The organism is Micromonospora sp. LA-10, from assembly GCF_051853095.1.
Taxonomy (GTDB): domain Bacteria; phylum Actinomycetota; class Actinomycetes; order Mycobacteriales; family Micromonosporaceae; genus Micromonospora; species Micromonospora echinospora_A.
Genome location: NZ_CP195710.1, coordinates 510,239 through 524,142 on the forward strand (window position 1 = coordinate 510,239; position 13,904 = coordinate 524,142).

Sequence of the window (13,904 nt, forward strand, 5' to 3'; positions counted from 1 at the left end):
GTAACTTCCAGTAACTGTTACGAGTGGTAGCATGCGACGCACCACCACCGATGTCAATGGCCCCGACCCCTCGCCGGAGCCGTCCCCGCCCCGCTCCGGCGGGCGGCGCGACCGCTGGGCGGAGCACCGCGAACAGCGCCGCCAGGAGCTGATCTCCGCCGCCGTGCAGGCGCTGCTGCGGCACGGCCCGAACGTCGACATGGACCAGGTCGCGGCCACCGCCGGGGTCAGCAAGCCGGTGCTCTACCGCTACTTCGCCGACAAGGCGCAGCTCTGGCTGGCGGTCAGCGAGGTGGTCGCGGAGCGCGTGGTGGCCGCCGTCGCGCCCGCCGTGGAGCAGGTCCGCGAGGAGCGGGCGCTGGTCGAGGCGACAATCGACGCGTACCTGAGCGTGGTGGAGTTCGAGCCCTCGCTCTACCGGTTCCTGGTGCACGAGTCCGGCCACCCGGGCATCCAGCAGGTGGTCGCCGGCACCAGCCGGCAGGTCGCCACCGGACTGGCCCGGGTCATCGGCGACCGGCTGCGCGCGCTCGGTCTCGACGCCGGGCCGGCCGAGCCGTGGGCGTACGGGCTGGTCGGGTTCGTGCAGGCGGTCGGCGACTGGTGGACCACGCACGGGCAGCCGATCCACCGGTCCGCGCTCACCGAATACCTGACCACGCTGCTGTGGAGCGGCATCGAGGGGGTACGGCGCGGCGCGGACCTGCCGCCGGAGCTGACCCGCGCGCACGAGCGGATCGACGGGTGACCTGGCAGGGCACGGCCGAGATCGCCGGCACCCCGGTACGGCTGCACGCCGGCGGCCGGTTCGAGCCGGTCGACGGCCGCTACCACTGGGCCGGGCGGGTCGAGCCGGAGCCGCGCCTGGTGCGGCTGCTGCGCTCCGGCCGCCGCGACGTGGAGGTCCGCATCGGCGAGCGCGTCACCCGGGCCCGCCTGACCGAGGTCGACCCGTGGGGCGGGGTGCGCATCACCGGCGTCGGGGCGCCGCCCTGGCCGCCGGAGGAGGAGTGACACGTACCGTGAGGGGATGACGACCGCCACCGTCCTGCTGGTCTTCGGCCGTGGCGTGGTGGCCGGTGACGACGGCTACCGGCTCACGGCCGAGAGCGTCGCGCGCACCGAGGCCGCTGTGGCGTACGTCCGGGCGCACGCCGAGGAGTTCCGCCGCGCGCCCGGCGCCCGGGTGGTGTTCACCGGCGGCTGGCCGCACGGCCCGGCCGGGGCGCCCGGCCCGCCGCCCGGATTCCGCGAGGGCGAGCTGATGCGGGCGCTGGCCCGCGACGCCGGGCTCGACGCGTACGCCCGCTCGGCGGCCGAGACCCGGTCCCGCACCACGCTGCAGAACCTGGCGCACACGGTGCAGGACGGGCTGCTCGGCGCGGCCGAGTTCACCGCGCGGCGCCCGCTCGGGCTGGTCACGCATCCGTGGCACCTGCCCCGCGTCCGGCTGCTCGCCGCGCGCGTGCTGGGCCTGTCCGGCCCGGCGCTGGCCGACGTGCCGGTGACCGCGCCCGACCCGGTGCCGGCGCGGCGCGAGCGGGCCGCCCGGGCGCTCAGCCGGCTCGGCTATCTCGGTGTGCGTACCCCGGAGGCGTCGCTGCGCCGCGAGCGCGCGCTGACCCGCGCGGCCGACCGGATCGGACGCCTCACGCCCCGCCGGTGATTCGCGGTCGCGACCCGGGGGTACGACGGTCCTCGATCGACCCGGCGGGCCGTGCCGGCGGGCGAGTCCAGCCGGGAGGTTCCGTGATCGTGCTCGTGCCGGTGTACCGACCGGGTGACCGGCTTGCGCCGCTGGTCACCGACCTGCGGGCCGCGCTGCCCGGGGCACGGGTGCTGGTCGTGGACGACGGCAGCGGCCCGGCCGCCGCCGGGGTGCTCGGCGCGGCCCGCGCCCGCGGCGCGACGGTGCTGCGCCGCCGGGTCAACCGGGGCAAGGGCGTGGTGCTGCGCACCGGCTTCCGGTACGCCGCCGCGCACCACCCGGGACACGACGTGCTCTGTGTGGACGCCGACGGCCAGCACCTCGTGCCCGACGTGTGCCGGGTGGCCGAGCGGATGCGCGCCACCGGCGCGACGACGCTCGGCGTGCGCCGCTTCAACGGCGAGGTGCCGGCGCGCAGCCGGTTCGGCAACGCCGCGACCCGGGTCGCGTTCCGGCTGGCGACCGGGCGGGACGTGCGGGACACCCAGACCGGCCTGCGGGCGTACCCGGCCGGGCTGCTGGACTGGCTGGTCACGATCCCCGGTGACCGCTTCGAGTACGAGATGGACGTGCTGCTGCGCGCGGTGGGCGCCGGGCTGCCGATCGAACAGGTGGACATCACCACCCGCTACCACGCGGGCAACTCGGGTTCGCACTTCTCCGCGCTCGCCGACTCGGTGCGGATCTACCGCCCGCTGGTCGGTTTCGCCGCGGCCCGGCTGGCCGGCCGCGCCCACCCGGGGCGGGTCCCGGACGCCGGCGTCACGACGTCGCGTCCCACACCTGCGACTCGAACTCCCTGAGCTGCTCGCGCAGCGACGGCGGGTACGTGGTGCGGTACGGGTGCGCGTCGGCGGGCACCACCCGGACCATCTCGTCGATCATCTCCTGTGGATCGCGCTGGTGGCCCAGGTAGTCGCCGAAGTCGGGGCGCGGCAGCAGGGCGGTGGACTCGTCCCACCACTGGGACATGGTCTCCACGCCGGTGTCGTTGTAGCCGGTCCGGTACGGGCCCGGGTTGATCACCGCGACGCGCACGCCGCGCGGTTCCAGCTCGCCCTTCATGGCCCAGGCGAGCGCCTCGATCGCGTGCTTCGTGGCGGCGTAGACGCCGATGAACGGCCGGGTCCGTACGCCGACCGCCGAGGACACCCAGACCACCTTGCCGGCGCCCCGGGCCAGCATCGGCGGCACGAGGTCCTGCGCCAGGTGCAGGTGGCCGAAGACGTTCACGTCGAACGAGCGGCGGACCCGGTCCATCGGGATCTCCACCACGGCGCCGGCCTCCTGCACGCCCGCGTTGAGCACCAGGATGTCGACGCGGTGGCGGGCGGCCGCGGCCCGGTCGGCCGGGTCGGTGACGTCCAGCTTGATCGCTTCCAGCGCGACGCCGGCCCGTTCGGCCTCGGCGCGCAGCTCGCGGACCTGCGGCCAGACCTGCGCGGCGGCGATCACGTGGTGGCCGGCGCGGGCCAGCCCGAGCGCCGTGCCCCGACCGAGCCCGCTGCCGGCCCCGGTGATCAGGATGTCCGCCATCGGGCTCAGCCCTGCCGGGCCTTCTGCCGCCGGTCGGACTTGTTCAGCACGAACAGCTTGCCCCGGCGCCGGACCACAATCGAGTTGGCCTTGCGCTTGAGCCCGCGCAGGGAGCTTCGGACCTTCATATCCGCTCCTTCGGTTCCCGCCGGTGTCCGTCCGGTGCGGGTACCCGCCGCCGGGACGGTCATGCCCGACCGCGCCCGCCGCGACGGGCGTGACGCGGCCGGGTGGCGGCATCACCCGGACCGGTGATGCCGCCAGGACGGCGGCGCGCCGGTCAGGCGGCCGTACAGGCGCTTCCGTTGAGCGTGAACGAGGCGGGTCTGCCGGCGTTGCCGGTGTGGGTGGCCTGGAAGCCGATGTCCACCGAGCCGCCCGGTCCGATCACCGGGTTGTAGGAGACGTTGCGGGCGGTCACCGCGCCGCTGGACGGGCTGTACGTGGCGTTCCAGCCGCCGGTGATCGTCTGGCCGCTCGGCAGCGTGAACGCGAGGTTCCAGCCGTTGATCGCCGTGGTGGACGTGTTGGTGATCGTCACCGAGGCGGTGAGGCCGTTGTTCCAGGCGTTCACCACGTACCCGACGCGGCAGGCACCCGACGGCGGCGGCGTCGTGGGCGGCGGCGGAGTGGTGGGCGGCGGCGGAGTGGTGGGCGGCGGCGTCGTCGGCGGAGGCGTGGTGGGCGGAGGCGTGGTGGGGACGGCCGTGGTGGGCGGCGGGCTGGTCGGCGGCGCGGTGTCCAGGCCGAAGAAGCGCACCGCCTCGGCCGCGTCCACCGGCAGGTTGTGCGTGACGCCCTGCATGCTGATCGCCTCGACAGTCGAGAGGCCGCCGATGCCGCCGTAGCGGGTACGGGTGTAGCCGGCCCGCGGACTGTCCGTGTAGTCGGGCGTCTGGCTCAGCCCGTGCAGGTTCGTCCACTGGTCGATCTGCTCGCCGAAGTTCGGGTAGCGCAGCGTCTCGTCGTTGGTGCCGTGCCAGATCTGCATGCGCGGACGCGGGCCGGTGTAGCCGGGATAGGCGTTGCGGACCAGGTCACCCCACTGCTGCGGGGTCTTCAGCACCTGACCGTTGGCGCACTCGCTGTTCCACTCCGAGCCGTTCGTGGTGGCGAAGCAGCCGAACGGCACGCCGGCGAAGGCCGCCCCGGCCCGGAACACGTCCGGGTAGAGGCCGAGCAGCACGTTCGTCATCATCGCGCCGGACGAGGTGCCGGTGGTGAAGATCCGCAGCGAGTCGACCGGGTAGCGCTGCCGCACGTAGTCCACCATCGACTTGACGCCCACCGGGTCGCTGCCGCCGTCGCGGCGCAGCGCCTGCGGCGACGAGACGTCGAAGCACTTGCTGCTGCGCGTGACCGACGGGTAGACCACGATGTAGCCGTACCGGTCGGCGAGCGCCGCGAACTGGGTGCCCGAGTACATGGCCGGGCCGCTGCCGGTGCAGTAGTGGTTCACCACCAGCAGCCCGGGGCGGGCCGCGACGGTGTCCGGGACGTACAGGTACATGCGCAGGTTGCTCGGGTTCGTGCCGAAGTTCGTCACCTCGGTCAGCGACGCCGCCGAGGCGGGACCGGGCACGGCGAGCGCCGCCGCGACGGCGAGCCCGGCCGCGGCCAGCGCCGCGCCGAGCAGCCGGAGTCTGCTCCTTCTGGACAGCATGCGGTTCTCCTCGGGTGGTGGGAACGCCGCGCGCAGCGGCGTTCTCGCCGGCGAGGCGCCCGCGAAGGGCGGCCCGGACCCTCGGAGCGAGATAGACAGTCGCTGATCGATGCGACCCGATCGCAGTCTAGGCCCGGTCCGGCGGGCCGACAACCGCCGCGGCCACCCGGCAGGCCCGGTCCGGGTGGGTGAGCACGTCCACGTTGTCGACGTACTGGTCCACCGCGCCGACCGGCGGCCGGTCGCGCAACAGCGGATCGGTGATCGCGGCGCGCAGCGCCTCGACGAACCGGCCCGCGTCGAGCACCAGGAACGGCCGGTCGTGGAAGGGCCGGGCGGCCGGGTCCACCGGCGGCGCCAGAGCGGCGTCGTTGGTCCAGCCGGCCAGCGTCTCCAGCGCCCGCACCAGGCCCGGCTCCCGGGCCGCCCAGCCGCCCGGACCGAGCGCGGCGGCGAGCCCGTCCACCACCGGCGCCGCGCCCGGCAGCGTCGCGAACACCGTGCCGAGCCATTTCGCGTACGGGGGCCAGCGGCGCCGCAGCAGCAGCCCGAGGCGCATCAGATCGCGGGCCAGCCCGGCCGTCACCACCCGGCTGCCCAGCTCGTCGCCGACCTCGGCGCACCGGCCCGCCAGGTGCTCGGCCTGCGCGACCCGCTGCCACCCGGACGCCAGCACGTGCCGCCACACGTCGTCCGGATACCAGGCCAGCGCGGCGCGGGCGGCGGTGAGCGCCCCGCCGAGCCCGTCGTGGAACACCGCTCCCCCGGTCAGCTCCGCCAGCCGCTGCGTCGGCGTCGCGAGCCAGTCCGCCACCGACATGCCGGCGCCGACGTCGACGCCGAGCCGGTCACGCCACCACGCACCCAGCTCGTCCACCGTCACGCCGTGCCGGTCACCGTCGGCGCGGACCGTGCCGAGCCGCGCCGCCGGGCCGCCCGCGTACCGGGTCGGCCAGCCCAGGAAGCGCGCCGGCAGCTCGGCGTCGAGCGCCGCCCGTACCGGCGCCACGTCGTCCACGTCCGCGACGAAGACCTGGGTACGCGGACCCCAGTCGTGGTCGGTGGAGCGGGGCGTGTCGAGGCCGAGCAGCTCGGAGCCGCCGTCGAGCAGACCGGCGGCGTAGCGCAGGCCGGGCAGCCGCCGCGCCAGCAGCGGCCCCACCACCTCGTCGTGGAACCGGCGGGCCAGCGTCAGGCCGGGTACGAAGCTCACCCCGCCAGTCTGCGCACCGGACGCCCCGCGCGCGCCCGGGTTTCCGGCCCGGCGGCCGCCTCCCCCATCTCGTCACAGGGCTGTGGAAGGCTTGCCGCCGTGGCACACCGACAGCCGATCCTCCTGATCGACTCCCCCAGCCTCTACTTCCGCGCCTACTTCGGCATTCCCGAGTCGGCCGCGAAGACCGGCGACGGTCAGCCGGTCAACGCCGTGCGCGGCTTCCTCGACATGCTCGCCCAGCTGGTACGCACCCGCCGGCCCGACCGGATGATCTGCGCGATGGACCACGACTGGCGGCCGGCGTGGCGGGTGGAGCTGCTGCCGTCGTACAAGGCGCACCGGGTCGCGCCCGAGGGCGGCGAGGTCGTGCCGGACACGTTGTCCCCGCAGGTGCCGATGATCCTGGAGGTCCTCGACGCGCTCGGCATCCCGGCCGTGGGCGCCACCGGCTACGAGGCCGACGACGTGCTCGGCACGCTCTCGGTGACCCAGCCCGGCCCGGTCGAGGTGGTCTCCGGCGACCGCGACCTGTTCCAGCTCGTCGACGACGCGCGCCCGGTGCGGCTGCTCTACGTCGGGCGGGGCGTGGCCAAGCTGGACGACTGCGACGACGCGGCGGTACGGGCCCGCTACGGCGTGCCCGCCGACCGGTACGCCGACTTCGCGGCGCTGCGCGGCGACCCCAGCGACGGCCTGCCCGGCGTAGCCGGGGTGGGCGAGAAGACCGCCGCCCGGCTGATCGACCGCTACGGCGGGCTCGACGGCATCCTGGCCGCGCTCGACGACCCCCGCTCCGGCTTCGCCCCGGGGCTGCGCGCCAAGCTCGACGCCGCCCGCGACTATCTGGCGGTGGCGCCGAAGGTGGTCCGGGTCGCCACCGACGTGCCGCTGCCCGAGCTGGATCCGGCGCTGCCGACGTCGCCCGCCGACCCGGACCGGCTGCTGGAGCTCGCGGAGCGCTGGAACCTGGCCGGCTCGTGCCGCCGCCTGGTCGACGCGCTGGCCACGGCCCGGGACTGACGGCCCCGCGCCGATTCGCCGGCGCTGCCGCGTCCGGGGCCAGCCGGCACCGATCAATCGACAGCCGTACTGGCCGAAAGTGATCAGTTGATCACTGGCGGCGGTCGGTGCTCCGGCGGGACGGGAACTGGGCGCCGGGCTGCGCCAGCGTCGAGCGGGCACGCAGACCGACCGGGTCCGGCGCGGGCTCGGGGGCGACGGGCTGCGGCGCCTCACCGAGCCGCGAACTGACGTACGCGGCCCCGGCCCGGTCGTCGTCCGACGGCGCGGCGAGCAGCGCGTAGACGAGCCCCACCACGCCGAAGATCACGGCGAGCACTATCGGCACCAGCAGTCCGCTCACCTCGGTGCCGGAGGCCGGGCCGCGGCTCTCGTGCAGGTGCACCGACAGAGCGCTCATGCCGGTGAAGTGCATGCCGTTGACCGCGATGCCCATGACCAGCGCCGACGCGGCGATGGCGAGCGCCCGCCGGACGGTCATCGCCAGCCAGAGCGCCACAGTGGCGGCCACGATCGCGATGACGACCGACAGCGTCACCCGCAGCGGGTCGTAGCCGAGCGAGCCGTCCAGGCGCATCGCGGCCATGCCGGTGTAGTGCATGGCGGCCACGCCGGCGCCGGTGAAGAACCCGCCGCCCAGCAGCCGGAACGCGGAGAGCCGGCCGGTTCCCACGATCCACAGCCCGATGCCGACCGCGCCCACCGCGATCGCGGTGCTGGCCGCCGTCAGCGGCACGTCGTAGCGGATGCGGGTGCCGGCGACGGCGAACCCGAGCATCGCCATGAAGTGCATGGCCCAGATGGCGGTGCCGCCCAGCGCCCACGCGGCGAGCAGGCCCCACCAGACGCGCTGGCCGCCGCTCGTGGCGGTCCGGATACGTCCGGCGCAGACCAGTCCGAGCGCCGAGCCGAGCACTGACAACGCGTAGCTGAGCGCGGGTGTGATCCACCCGTACTCAAAGTGATTGATCTCGCCCACGACGCCCTTCCCTCACATCGGCCGAGCGCGAAGCACGGCGCCCCGGGGGCAATGATCGGGCAGGCCCTGATCAGGGCACGCATCGGCCCCCCGACAATTCGCGCCGTGGCAGCGCCGTGACGCAGCGGTGCGTCGATTTCCGGCAATCGTTGACCGGAAGTGACCGTCAGGCGGAGGCGTGGTAGGCCAGCACGCCCCGGTTGACTGCCGCGATGGCCTGCCGCGCGGTGCCGCGCAGCTCGGCCGAGGCGCCGCCGGAGTCGGCGAGCTGACCGAGCAGGTCGACCACCTGGCGCGCCCACCGGACGAAGTCGCCGGCCGGCATCTCCCCGTCGATCTGGTGCCCGCTGGCGAGCACCTTGGCCAGCGCCTCGCCGCGCGCCCACCGGTAGATCGGCCAGGCGAACCCGAGATCCGGCTCGCGGGTCACCGCCAGGCCGCGCGCGGCCTCGTCGGCCTCGATGTCGCTCCACAGCTTGAGCGTCTCGTCGACCGCGTCGGCGACCCCGCCGCGCGGCAACGACGCCCGCTCGTCGACGTCGCGCCGGGCCTCGAAGACCACCACCGACACGGCGGCGGCCAGCTCCGCCGGGGACAGGCCGTCCCACACCCGGCGGCGCAGGCACTCGGCCACCAGCAGGTCGGCCTCGGTCCAGATCCGGGCCAGCGTCCGGCCCGCGTCGGTGACCTCGCCGTCGGCGGCCAGGTAGCCGCGCGCGGTCAGCAACGCCACGATCCGGTCGAAGGTACGGGCCAGCGAGCCGGTCCGCCCGGACACCCGCTGACGCAGCTCCTCGGTGTCGCGTTCCAGCCGGCGCCGCCGCTCCGCCCAGCGGGCGTGCTCCTCCCGGTCCGGGCAGGCGTGACACGGGTGCGCGCGCAGCTCGACCCGGAGCTGGCTGAGCCGGTGGTCCTCCCCCGCCGCCTGGCGGGACCGGCCACCGCGCCGCCCGCCGTGCCGGTCCAGGCCGGTGCCGCTGACCGCCGCGGCGAGGTCCCGCCGGGCCGCGGGCGAGCGGTGGTTGAAGTGCTTCGGCACCCGGATGCGGGTCAGCACCTCCGCCGGGGTGGTGAAGTCGCCCGGCGTGACCCGCCCGGCCCAGCGGTCCTGGGTGAGCACCAGCGGCCGGGGCTCGCCGAACCCGCCGGTGGCCGGGTCCAGCACCACTGCCAGGCCGGCCCGCCGACCGGACGGCACCCGGATCACGTCGCCCACCCGCAGCCGCTCCAGCGAGGCGACGGCCGCCGCCTTGCGCTGGGTCTGCCCCTGCCGGGCGATGGCCCGTTCCCGGTCGGCGATCGCCACCCGCAGCGCGAAGTACTCGTCGAAGTCGCCGTGGTGGCAGGCGGCCTCCGCGCCGTACGCGTCGATGGTCTCGGTGTTGCGCTGCACCTGCCGGGCCAGGCCGACCACCGACCGGTCCGCCTGGAACTGCGCGAACGAGGACTCCAGCAGTTCCCGGGCCGGCGCCGCGCCGACGCTGCCGACCAGGTTGACGGCCATGTTGTACGACGGCCGGAAGCTGGAACGCAGCGGGTAGGTGCGGGTGGAGGCGAGCCCGGCGACGTGCCGGGGGTCGGTCTCCGGCGACCACACCACGACCGCGTGGCCCTCGACGTCGATGCCCCGGCGGCCGGCGCGGCCGGTGAGCTGGGTGTACTCACCCGGGGTCAGGTCGACGTGGGCCTCGCCGTTGAACTTCACGAGGCGTTCCAGCACCACGCAGCGGGCCGGCATGTTGATGCCCAGCGCGAGCGTCTCGGTGGCGAAGACGGCCTTTACCAGCCCGCGGACGAACAGCTCCTCGACGACCTCCTTGAACGCCGGGAGCATGCCGGCGTGGTGCGCGGCCAGCCCGCGCTCCAGGCCGTCGAGCCACTCCCAGTAGCCGAGCACGGACAGGTCCTCGCCGGGAATGGCGGTGACCCGGGACTCGACCACGCGGCGGATCTCGGCGCGTTCGTCAGGGGAGGTCAGCCGCAGCCCGGCGGCGAGGCACTGCTGCACGGCGGCGTCGCACCCGGCCCGGCTGAAGATGAACAGGATCGCCGGAAGCAGCCCCTCCCGGTCGAGCCGGTCAACGATGTCCGGGCGCATCGGGCCACGCCAGCGCGGGCCGCGCCGGCCGCCGCCGGGGCCGGCGCTGCGGCCCTCGCCCAGCTCCAGCCGGCGCATCGTGTCGCGGGTGTAGCGCAGCAGCTCCGGGTGCACGTCGTGCTTGCGGGCGGCGTCGGCGTCGTGGAACAGGTCGAACATCCGCTTGCCGACGAGCATGTGCTGCCACAGCGGCACCGGGCGGTGCTCGGAGACCACCACTGCGGTCTCGCCGCGCACGGTGACCAGCCAGTCGGCGAACTCCTCGGCGTTGGAGACGGTGGCCGACAGCGACACGAGCGTGACCGACTCCGGCAGGTGGATGATCACCTCTTCCCAGACCCCGCCGCGGAACCGGTCGGCCAGGTAGTGGACCTCGTCCATCACCACGTACGCCAGGCCCTCGAGGGTGGCCGAGCCGGCGTAGAGCATGTTGCGCAGCACCTCGGTGGTCATCACCACCACCGGCGCGTCGCCGTTGATCGCGTTGTCGCCGGTGAGCAGGCCGACCTGCTCGGCGCCGTAGCGGTCCACCAGGTCGTGGTACTTCTGGTTCGACAGCGCCTTGATCGGCGTGGTGTAGAAGCACTTGCGCCGGGCCGCCGGCGCCTCGCCGCCGGGGCGCCCGCGCAGCGCCATGTGCACCGCGAACTCCCCCACCACGGTCTTGCCGGCGCCGGTGGGCGCGCAGACCAGCACACCGCTGCCCCGCTCCAGCGCCTCGCACGCCTCGCGCTGGAAATCGTCGAGATCGAACCCGAGATCCAGAGAGAATTCGTCCAGGGCCGGGAAGGCGGAGGCCTGCGCGGCCCGGCGGCGCGCCGCGGCGTACCGCTCGGCGGGGCTCGACATGCGTCCAAGATTAATCGGTACGGCCGACGAGTACCGGTCAAGGCCATCCGGCAGGGCGGTCGGAGCGGGTCGGTAGGGTGCACGACGTGCCGGACCGTACCGAACTGCCCCATGCCGCCAGCGGCGCCGACGACGCCGTGGGCCCGCGACCGTCCCGCCGGCCCGTGGAGGCGGTGCTCTTCGACTTCCACGGCACCCTCGCCCAGGTCGAGGAGCCGCTGGCCTGGGTGCTCGCCGCGGCGAACGCCTGCGGGGTCGAGCTGGACCGGATCCGGGCCACCTCCCTCGCCGACCGGCTGCTCACCGCCGGGCGCGCCGGCGGCCCGCTGCCGGCCCGGGTACCGCCCCGGCTGGCCGAGCTGTGGGCCGACCGCGATCTCTACCCGCACGCCCACCGGGGCGCGTACACGGGGCTGGCCGAGACCGTGGACACCGGCATCGACGGGCTCGCCGACGCGCTCTACGAGCGGGTGCTGGTGCCCGAGGGCTGGGTGCCGTACCCGGACACCACGCCGGTGCTCGGCGCGCTGCGGACCGCCGGGGTGAAGGTGGCGGTGGTCAGCAACATCGGCTTCGACCTGCGGCCGCTGTTCGCCGCCTGGGATCTCGACGCGCTCGTCGACGCCTACGCGCTGTCGTACGAGGTGGGGCGCTGCAAGCCGGACCCGGGCATCTTCCTGCGGGCCTGCGGGATGCTCGGTGTCGACCCGGAGCGCACCCTGATGGTGGGCGACACCCCGGCCGACGCGGGCGCGGTCGCGGCCGGCTGCGGGGTGCTGGTGCTGCCCTGCGCCGACGCCGGCCGCCCGAACGGGCTCGGCGCGGTGCTCGACCTCGCCGGGGCGAGCTGAGCGCCCGGGCCTGGTCAGACCGGGTGTGACCGGCGCGGAGGCGTCCCGGCGGACCGGCTAACGTCAGGGGCATGACCGGTGCCCACCCCTTGCCGCCACGTGCGCCGGGCCGGCTCGGCGGGGTCGCGCTGGTGCTCGGCGGGGCGCTGTCGGTGCAGTTCGGCTCCGCGCTGGCGGCGCTGCTGTTCCCGCGTACCGGGGTGGCCGGGGCGGTGACGCTGCGGCTGGCCATCGGCGCGCTGGTCATGCTCGTGGTGTGCCGCCCCCGCGTGCGCGGGTACGGGCGCCGCGACTGGGCCGCCGTGGTCGCGTTCGGGCTGGCCCTGGCCGGCATGAACTCGATCTTCTACCAGGCGATCGAGCGGATCCCGCTCGGCCCGGCCGTGACGCTGGAGGTGCTCGGCCCGCTGGCGCTGTCCGTGTTCGGCGCGCGCCGGGCGGCGGCCTGGTTCTGGGCCGCGCTGGCGCTGGGCGGGGTGGCCCTGCTCGGTCAGGGCGGCTTCGACCGGCTCGACCCGGTCGGCGCGGCGCTGGCATTGACGGCGGGCGCCATGTGGGCCGCGTACATCGTCTGCTCGGCGCGGATCGGCGCGCGGTTCCCCGGCGCCGACGGGCTGGCCCTCGCGCTGACCTTCGCCGCCCTGCTCACGCTGCCGTTCGGGCTGGCCGACGCGGGCGGGCGGCTCGCCGACCCGGCGGTGCTGGGGCTCGGGACCGCGCTGGCGCTGCTCGCCTCGGTGCTGCCGTACAGCCTGGAGCTGGCGGCGCTGCGGCGGCTGCCGACCGCGACGTTCGCGGTCATGATGAGCCTCGGCCCGGCGATCGCCGCGGTGGCCGGCTGGCTGGTGCTCGGCCAGGCGCTGCACCCGGTCGAGGTGCTCGCGATCGTGCTGGTGGTCGCCGCGAGCGCCGGCGCGGTCCACGCCGCCGCCCCGCCGTCGCCTCCCACCCCACCGCCCGCGGCGCCGCCGCCGGCCGGTTCCGGCCCGGCGGTCGCGCCGGAGCCGCCGCTCAGCGCAGCAGCCGCAGCGCCGCCGGGGCGGCCGTGACGGTCACCGGCAGGTCGAGGGAGCGTTCCCCGTCGGCGTACGTGGTGATGCCCTCGGTGGCCAACTCCACGGTCCGGGCCCGGTAGGCGCGCACCAGCGGATGCGTGACGTGCGTGCCCCGGTAGATCTGCGGCTTGACCCGCATCAGCGTGCGCCTGTCGAACCGGCCGCCGACCACCACGTCCAGCAGGCCGTCGTGCGGGTCGGCGTCCGGGCAGATCCGCATGCCACCGCCGTAGCTGGCCACGTTGCCGACCGCGATCAGCACCGCGTCCACCTCCTGCGGCACACCGTCCAGTGACAGGCGGTAGCGGCGTGGCCGCAGCTTGGCCAGCTCCACCACGATCGCCAGGTCGTACCGGCGGGGACCGCGCGGCCAGCGCATCCGGTTGGCCCGCTCGTTGACGATGGCGTCGAACCCGGCGGCGAGCACCGCGCCGTACCAGCGGTCCCCGACGCCGGGCCGGGACAGCCGAGCCAGGTCGACCGGGCGGGTACGGCCGGCGGCGAGCGCGTCGGCGATCACCTCGACCGCGGCCGCCGGGTCGGCCGGGAAGCCGGTCTCCACCGCGAAGTCGTTGCCGGTGCCCGCCGGGACCGGCCCGAACGGCACGGCCGTGCCGGCGACCGCCTGCAACGCGCGGTGCACGGTGCCGTCGCCACCCACAGTGACCAGCGCCCCGGCGCCGTCCGCCACCGCGGCGTGGCACGCCGCCTCCGCCTCCTCCGGGGTACGCGCGCGCAGCAGCTCGACCGGACGGCCGGCGGCGCCCAGGCGCTCCAGGATGCGGGGCAGCAGCCCACGGTGCCGTCCCCGGCCGGCGCTCGGGTTGGCGAGCACGGCGACGGGGCCGGGCGGGACATGATCGTGCGCGGTCACGGCGAGCACCGTACGACACGGGTCGCGCAGGTCACCAGAGCGACGCCGGGCTGGG

Annotated in this window: 14 protein-coding genes; 7 read left to right on the plus strand and 7 right to left on the minus strand. The window is 75.4% G+C overall.

Annotated elements, in window-relative coordinates:
* Positions 1 to 31 precede the first annotated feature (31 nt).
* The 4 genes from ACSDG8_RS02455 to ACSDG8_RS02470 all read left to right on the plus strand — a co-directional run bounded on the left by ACSDG8_RS02455 (position 32) and on the right by ACSDG8_RS02470 (position 2,511).
* On the plus strand, positions 32 to 748 hold the full coding sequence (locus tag ACSDG8_RS02455) for a TetR family transcriptional regulator (RefSeq protein ID WP_210899139.1): 717 nt from the start codon (positions 32 to 34) through the stop codon (positions 746 to 748).
* The gene (locus ACSDG8_RS02460) at positions 745 to 1,014 is read left to right on the plus strand and encodes a DUF4873 domain-containing protein (protein WP_210899141.1); all 270 of its coding nucleotides are present in this window, start codon (positions 745 to 747) and stop codon (positions 1,012 to 1,014) included. Before ACSDG8_RS02455 ends, ACSDG8_RS02460 begins: the two co-directional genes overlap by 4 nt.
* Positions 1,015 to 1,030: 16 nt before the next feature.
* On the plus strand, positions 1,031 to 1,666 hold the full coding sequence (locus ACSDG8_RS02465; RefSeq protein ID WP_210899143.1) for a YdcF family protein: 636 nt from the start codon (positions 1,031 to 1,033) through the stop codon (positions 1,664 to 1,666).
* Between the two features lie 83 nt (positions 1,667 to 1,749).
* A complete protein-coding gene (locus tag ACSDG8_RS02470) occupies positions 1,750 to 2,511 on the plus strand; it encodes a glycosyltransferase family 2 protein (RefSeq protein ID WP_210943262.1) in 762 nt (253 codons plus the stop codon).
* Here ACSDG8_RS02470 and ACSDG8_RS02475 read toward each other — a convergent pair.
* From ACSDG8_RS02475 to ACSDG8_RS02490, 4 genes are all read right to left on the minus strand, one after another.
* Positions 2,471 to 3,244 (minus strand): SDR family oxidoreductase, encoded by a 774-nt coding sequence (locus ACSDG8_RS02475; protein WP_210899147.1) that lies wholly within the window; start codon positions 3,242 to 3,244, stop codon positions 2,471 to 2,473. The genes ACSDG8_RS02470 and ACSDG8_RS02475 overlap by 41 nt on opposite strands.
* A 5-nt stretch (positions 3,245 to 3,249) precedes the next feature.
* Positions 3,250 to 3,372 (minus strand): 50S ribosomal protein L36, encoded by a 123-nt coding sequence (locus ACSDG8_RS02480; protein WP_116510746.1) that lies wholly within the window; start codon positions 3,370 to 3,372, stop codon positions 3,250 to 3,252.
* Positions 3,373 to 3,524: 152 nt separating this feature from the next.
* Positions 3,525 to 4,907: an extracellular catalytic domain type 1 short-chain-length polyhydroxyalkanoate depolymerase gene (locus tag ACSDG8_RS02485; protein ID WP_210899149.1), complete on the minus strand. Its 1,383-nt coding sequence runs from the start codon at positions 4,905 to 4,907 to the stop codon at positions 3,525 to 3,527.
* A 127-nt stretch (positions 4,908 to 5,034) separates the two neighbouring features.
* On the minus strand, positions 5,035 to 6,120 hold the full coding sequence (locus ACSDG8_RS02490; RefSeq protein WP_210899151.1) for a DUF4037 domain-containing protein: 1,086 nt from the start codon (positions 6,118 to 6,120) through the stop codon (positions 5,035 to 5,037).
* A gap of 99 nt (positions 6,121 to 6,219) precedes the next feature.
* On the opposite strand from ACSDG8_RS02490, the gene ACSDG8_RS02495 reads away from it, so the two are divergent.
* Positions 6,220 to 7,143 carry a 5'-3' exonuclease gene (locus ACSDG8_RS02495; RefSeq protein ID WP_210899153.1) on the plus strand — a complete coding sequence of 308 codons (924 nt, stop codon included), beginning with the start codon at positions 6,220 to 6,222 and terminating at the stop codon, positions 7,141 to 7,143.
* A 91-nt stretch (positions 7,144 to 7,234) separates the two neighbouring features.
* On the opposite strand, the gene ACSDG8_RS02500 is transcribed toward ACSDG8_RS02495, so the two are convergent.
* Both ACSDG8_RS02500 and ACSDG8_RS02505 read right to left on the minus strand, forming a co-directional pair.
* Positions 7,235 to 8,122 carry an MHYT domain-containing protein gene (locus ACSDG8_RS02500; protein WP_210899154.1) on the minus strand — a complete coding sequence of 296 codons (888 nt, stop codon included), beginning with the start codon at positions 8,120 to 8,122 and terminating at the stop codon, positions 7,235 to 7,237.
* A 166-nt stretch (positions 8,123 to 8,288) separates the two neighbouring features.
* On the minus strand, positions 8,289 to 11,069 hold the full coding sequence (locus tag ACSDG8_RS02505; RefSeq protein WP_210899155.1) for a DEAD/DEAH box helicase: 2,781 nt from the start codon (positions 11,067 to 11,069) through the stop codon (positions 8,289 to 8,291).
* Between the two features lie 86 nt (positions 11,070 to 11,155).
* On the opposite strand from ACSDG8_RS02505, the gene ACSDG8_RS02510 reads away from it, so the two are divergent.
* Positions 11,156 to 11,920 carry an HAD family hydrolase gene (locus ACSDG8_RS02510; RefSeq protein ID WP_374223582.1) on the plus strand — a complete coding sequence of 255 codons (765 nt, stop codon included), beginning with the start codon at positions 11,156 to 11,158 and terminating at the stop codon, positions 11,918 to 11,920.
* A gap of 71 nt (positions 11,921 to 11,991) precedes the next feature.
* The gene (locus ACSDG8_RS02515) at positions 11,992 to 12,969 is read left to right on the plus strand and encodes an EamA family transporter (RefSeq protein WP_210899156.1); all 978 of its coding nucleotides are present in this window, start codon (positions 11,992 to 11,994) and stop codon (positions 12,967 to 12,969) included.
* On the opposite strand, the gene ACSDG8_RS02520 is transcribed toward ACSDG8_RS02515, so the two are convergent.
* Positions 12,932 to 13,858, minus strand: a complete 927-nt coding sequence (locus tag ACSDG8_RS02520; protein WP_210899158.1) for a diacylglycerol kinase family protein — start codon at positions 13,856 to 13,858, stop codon at positions 12,932 to 12,934. The two genes, ACSDG8_RS02515 and ACSDG8_RS02520, sit on opposite strands and share 38 nt — an antisense overlap.
* Positions 13,859 to 13,904: the final 46 nt, after the last annotated feature.

Excerpts from the sequence above, each read along its gene's own strand:
- ACSDG8_RS02475 (WP_210899147.1), bottom strand. The coding sequence starts at position 3,244 with ATGGCGGACATCCTGATCACCGGGGCCGGCAGCGGGCTCGGTCGGGGC.
- ACSDG8_RS02505 (WP_210899155.1), bottom strand. The coding sequence starts at position 11,069 with ATGTCGAGCCCCGCCGAGCGGTACGCCGCGGCGCGCCGCCGGGCCGCG.
- ACSDG8_RS02480 (WP_116510746.1), bottom strand. The coding sequence starts at position 3,372 with ATGAAGGTCCGAAGCTCCCTGCGCGGGCTCAAGCGCAAGGCCAACTCG.
- ACSDG8_RS02455 (WP_210899139.1), top strand. The coding sequence starts at position 32 with ATGCGACGCACCACCACCGATGTCAATGGCCCCGACCCCTCGCCGGAG.
- ACSDG8_RS02515 (WP_210899156.1), top strand. The coding sequence starts at position 11,992 with ATGACCGGTGCCCACCCCTTGCCGCCACGTGCGCCGGGCCGGCTCGGC.
- ACSDG8_RS02485 (WP_210899149.1), bottom strand. The coding sequence starts at position 4,907 with ATGCTGTCCAGAAGGAGCAGACTCCGGCTGCTCGGCGCGGCGCTGGCC.
- ACSDG8_RS02465 (WP_210899143.1), top strand. The coding sequence starts at position 1,031 with ATGACGACCGCCACCGTCCTGCTGGTCTTCGGCCGTGGCGTGGTGGCC.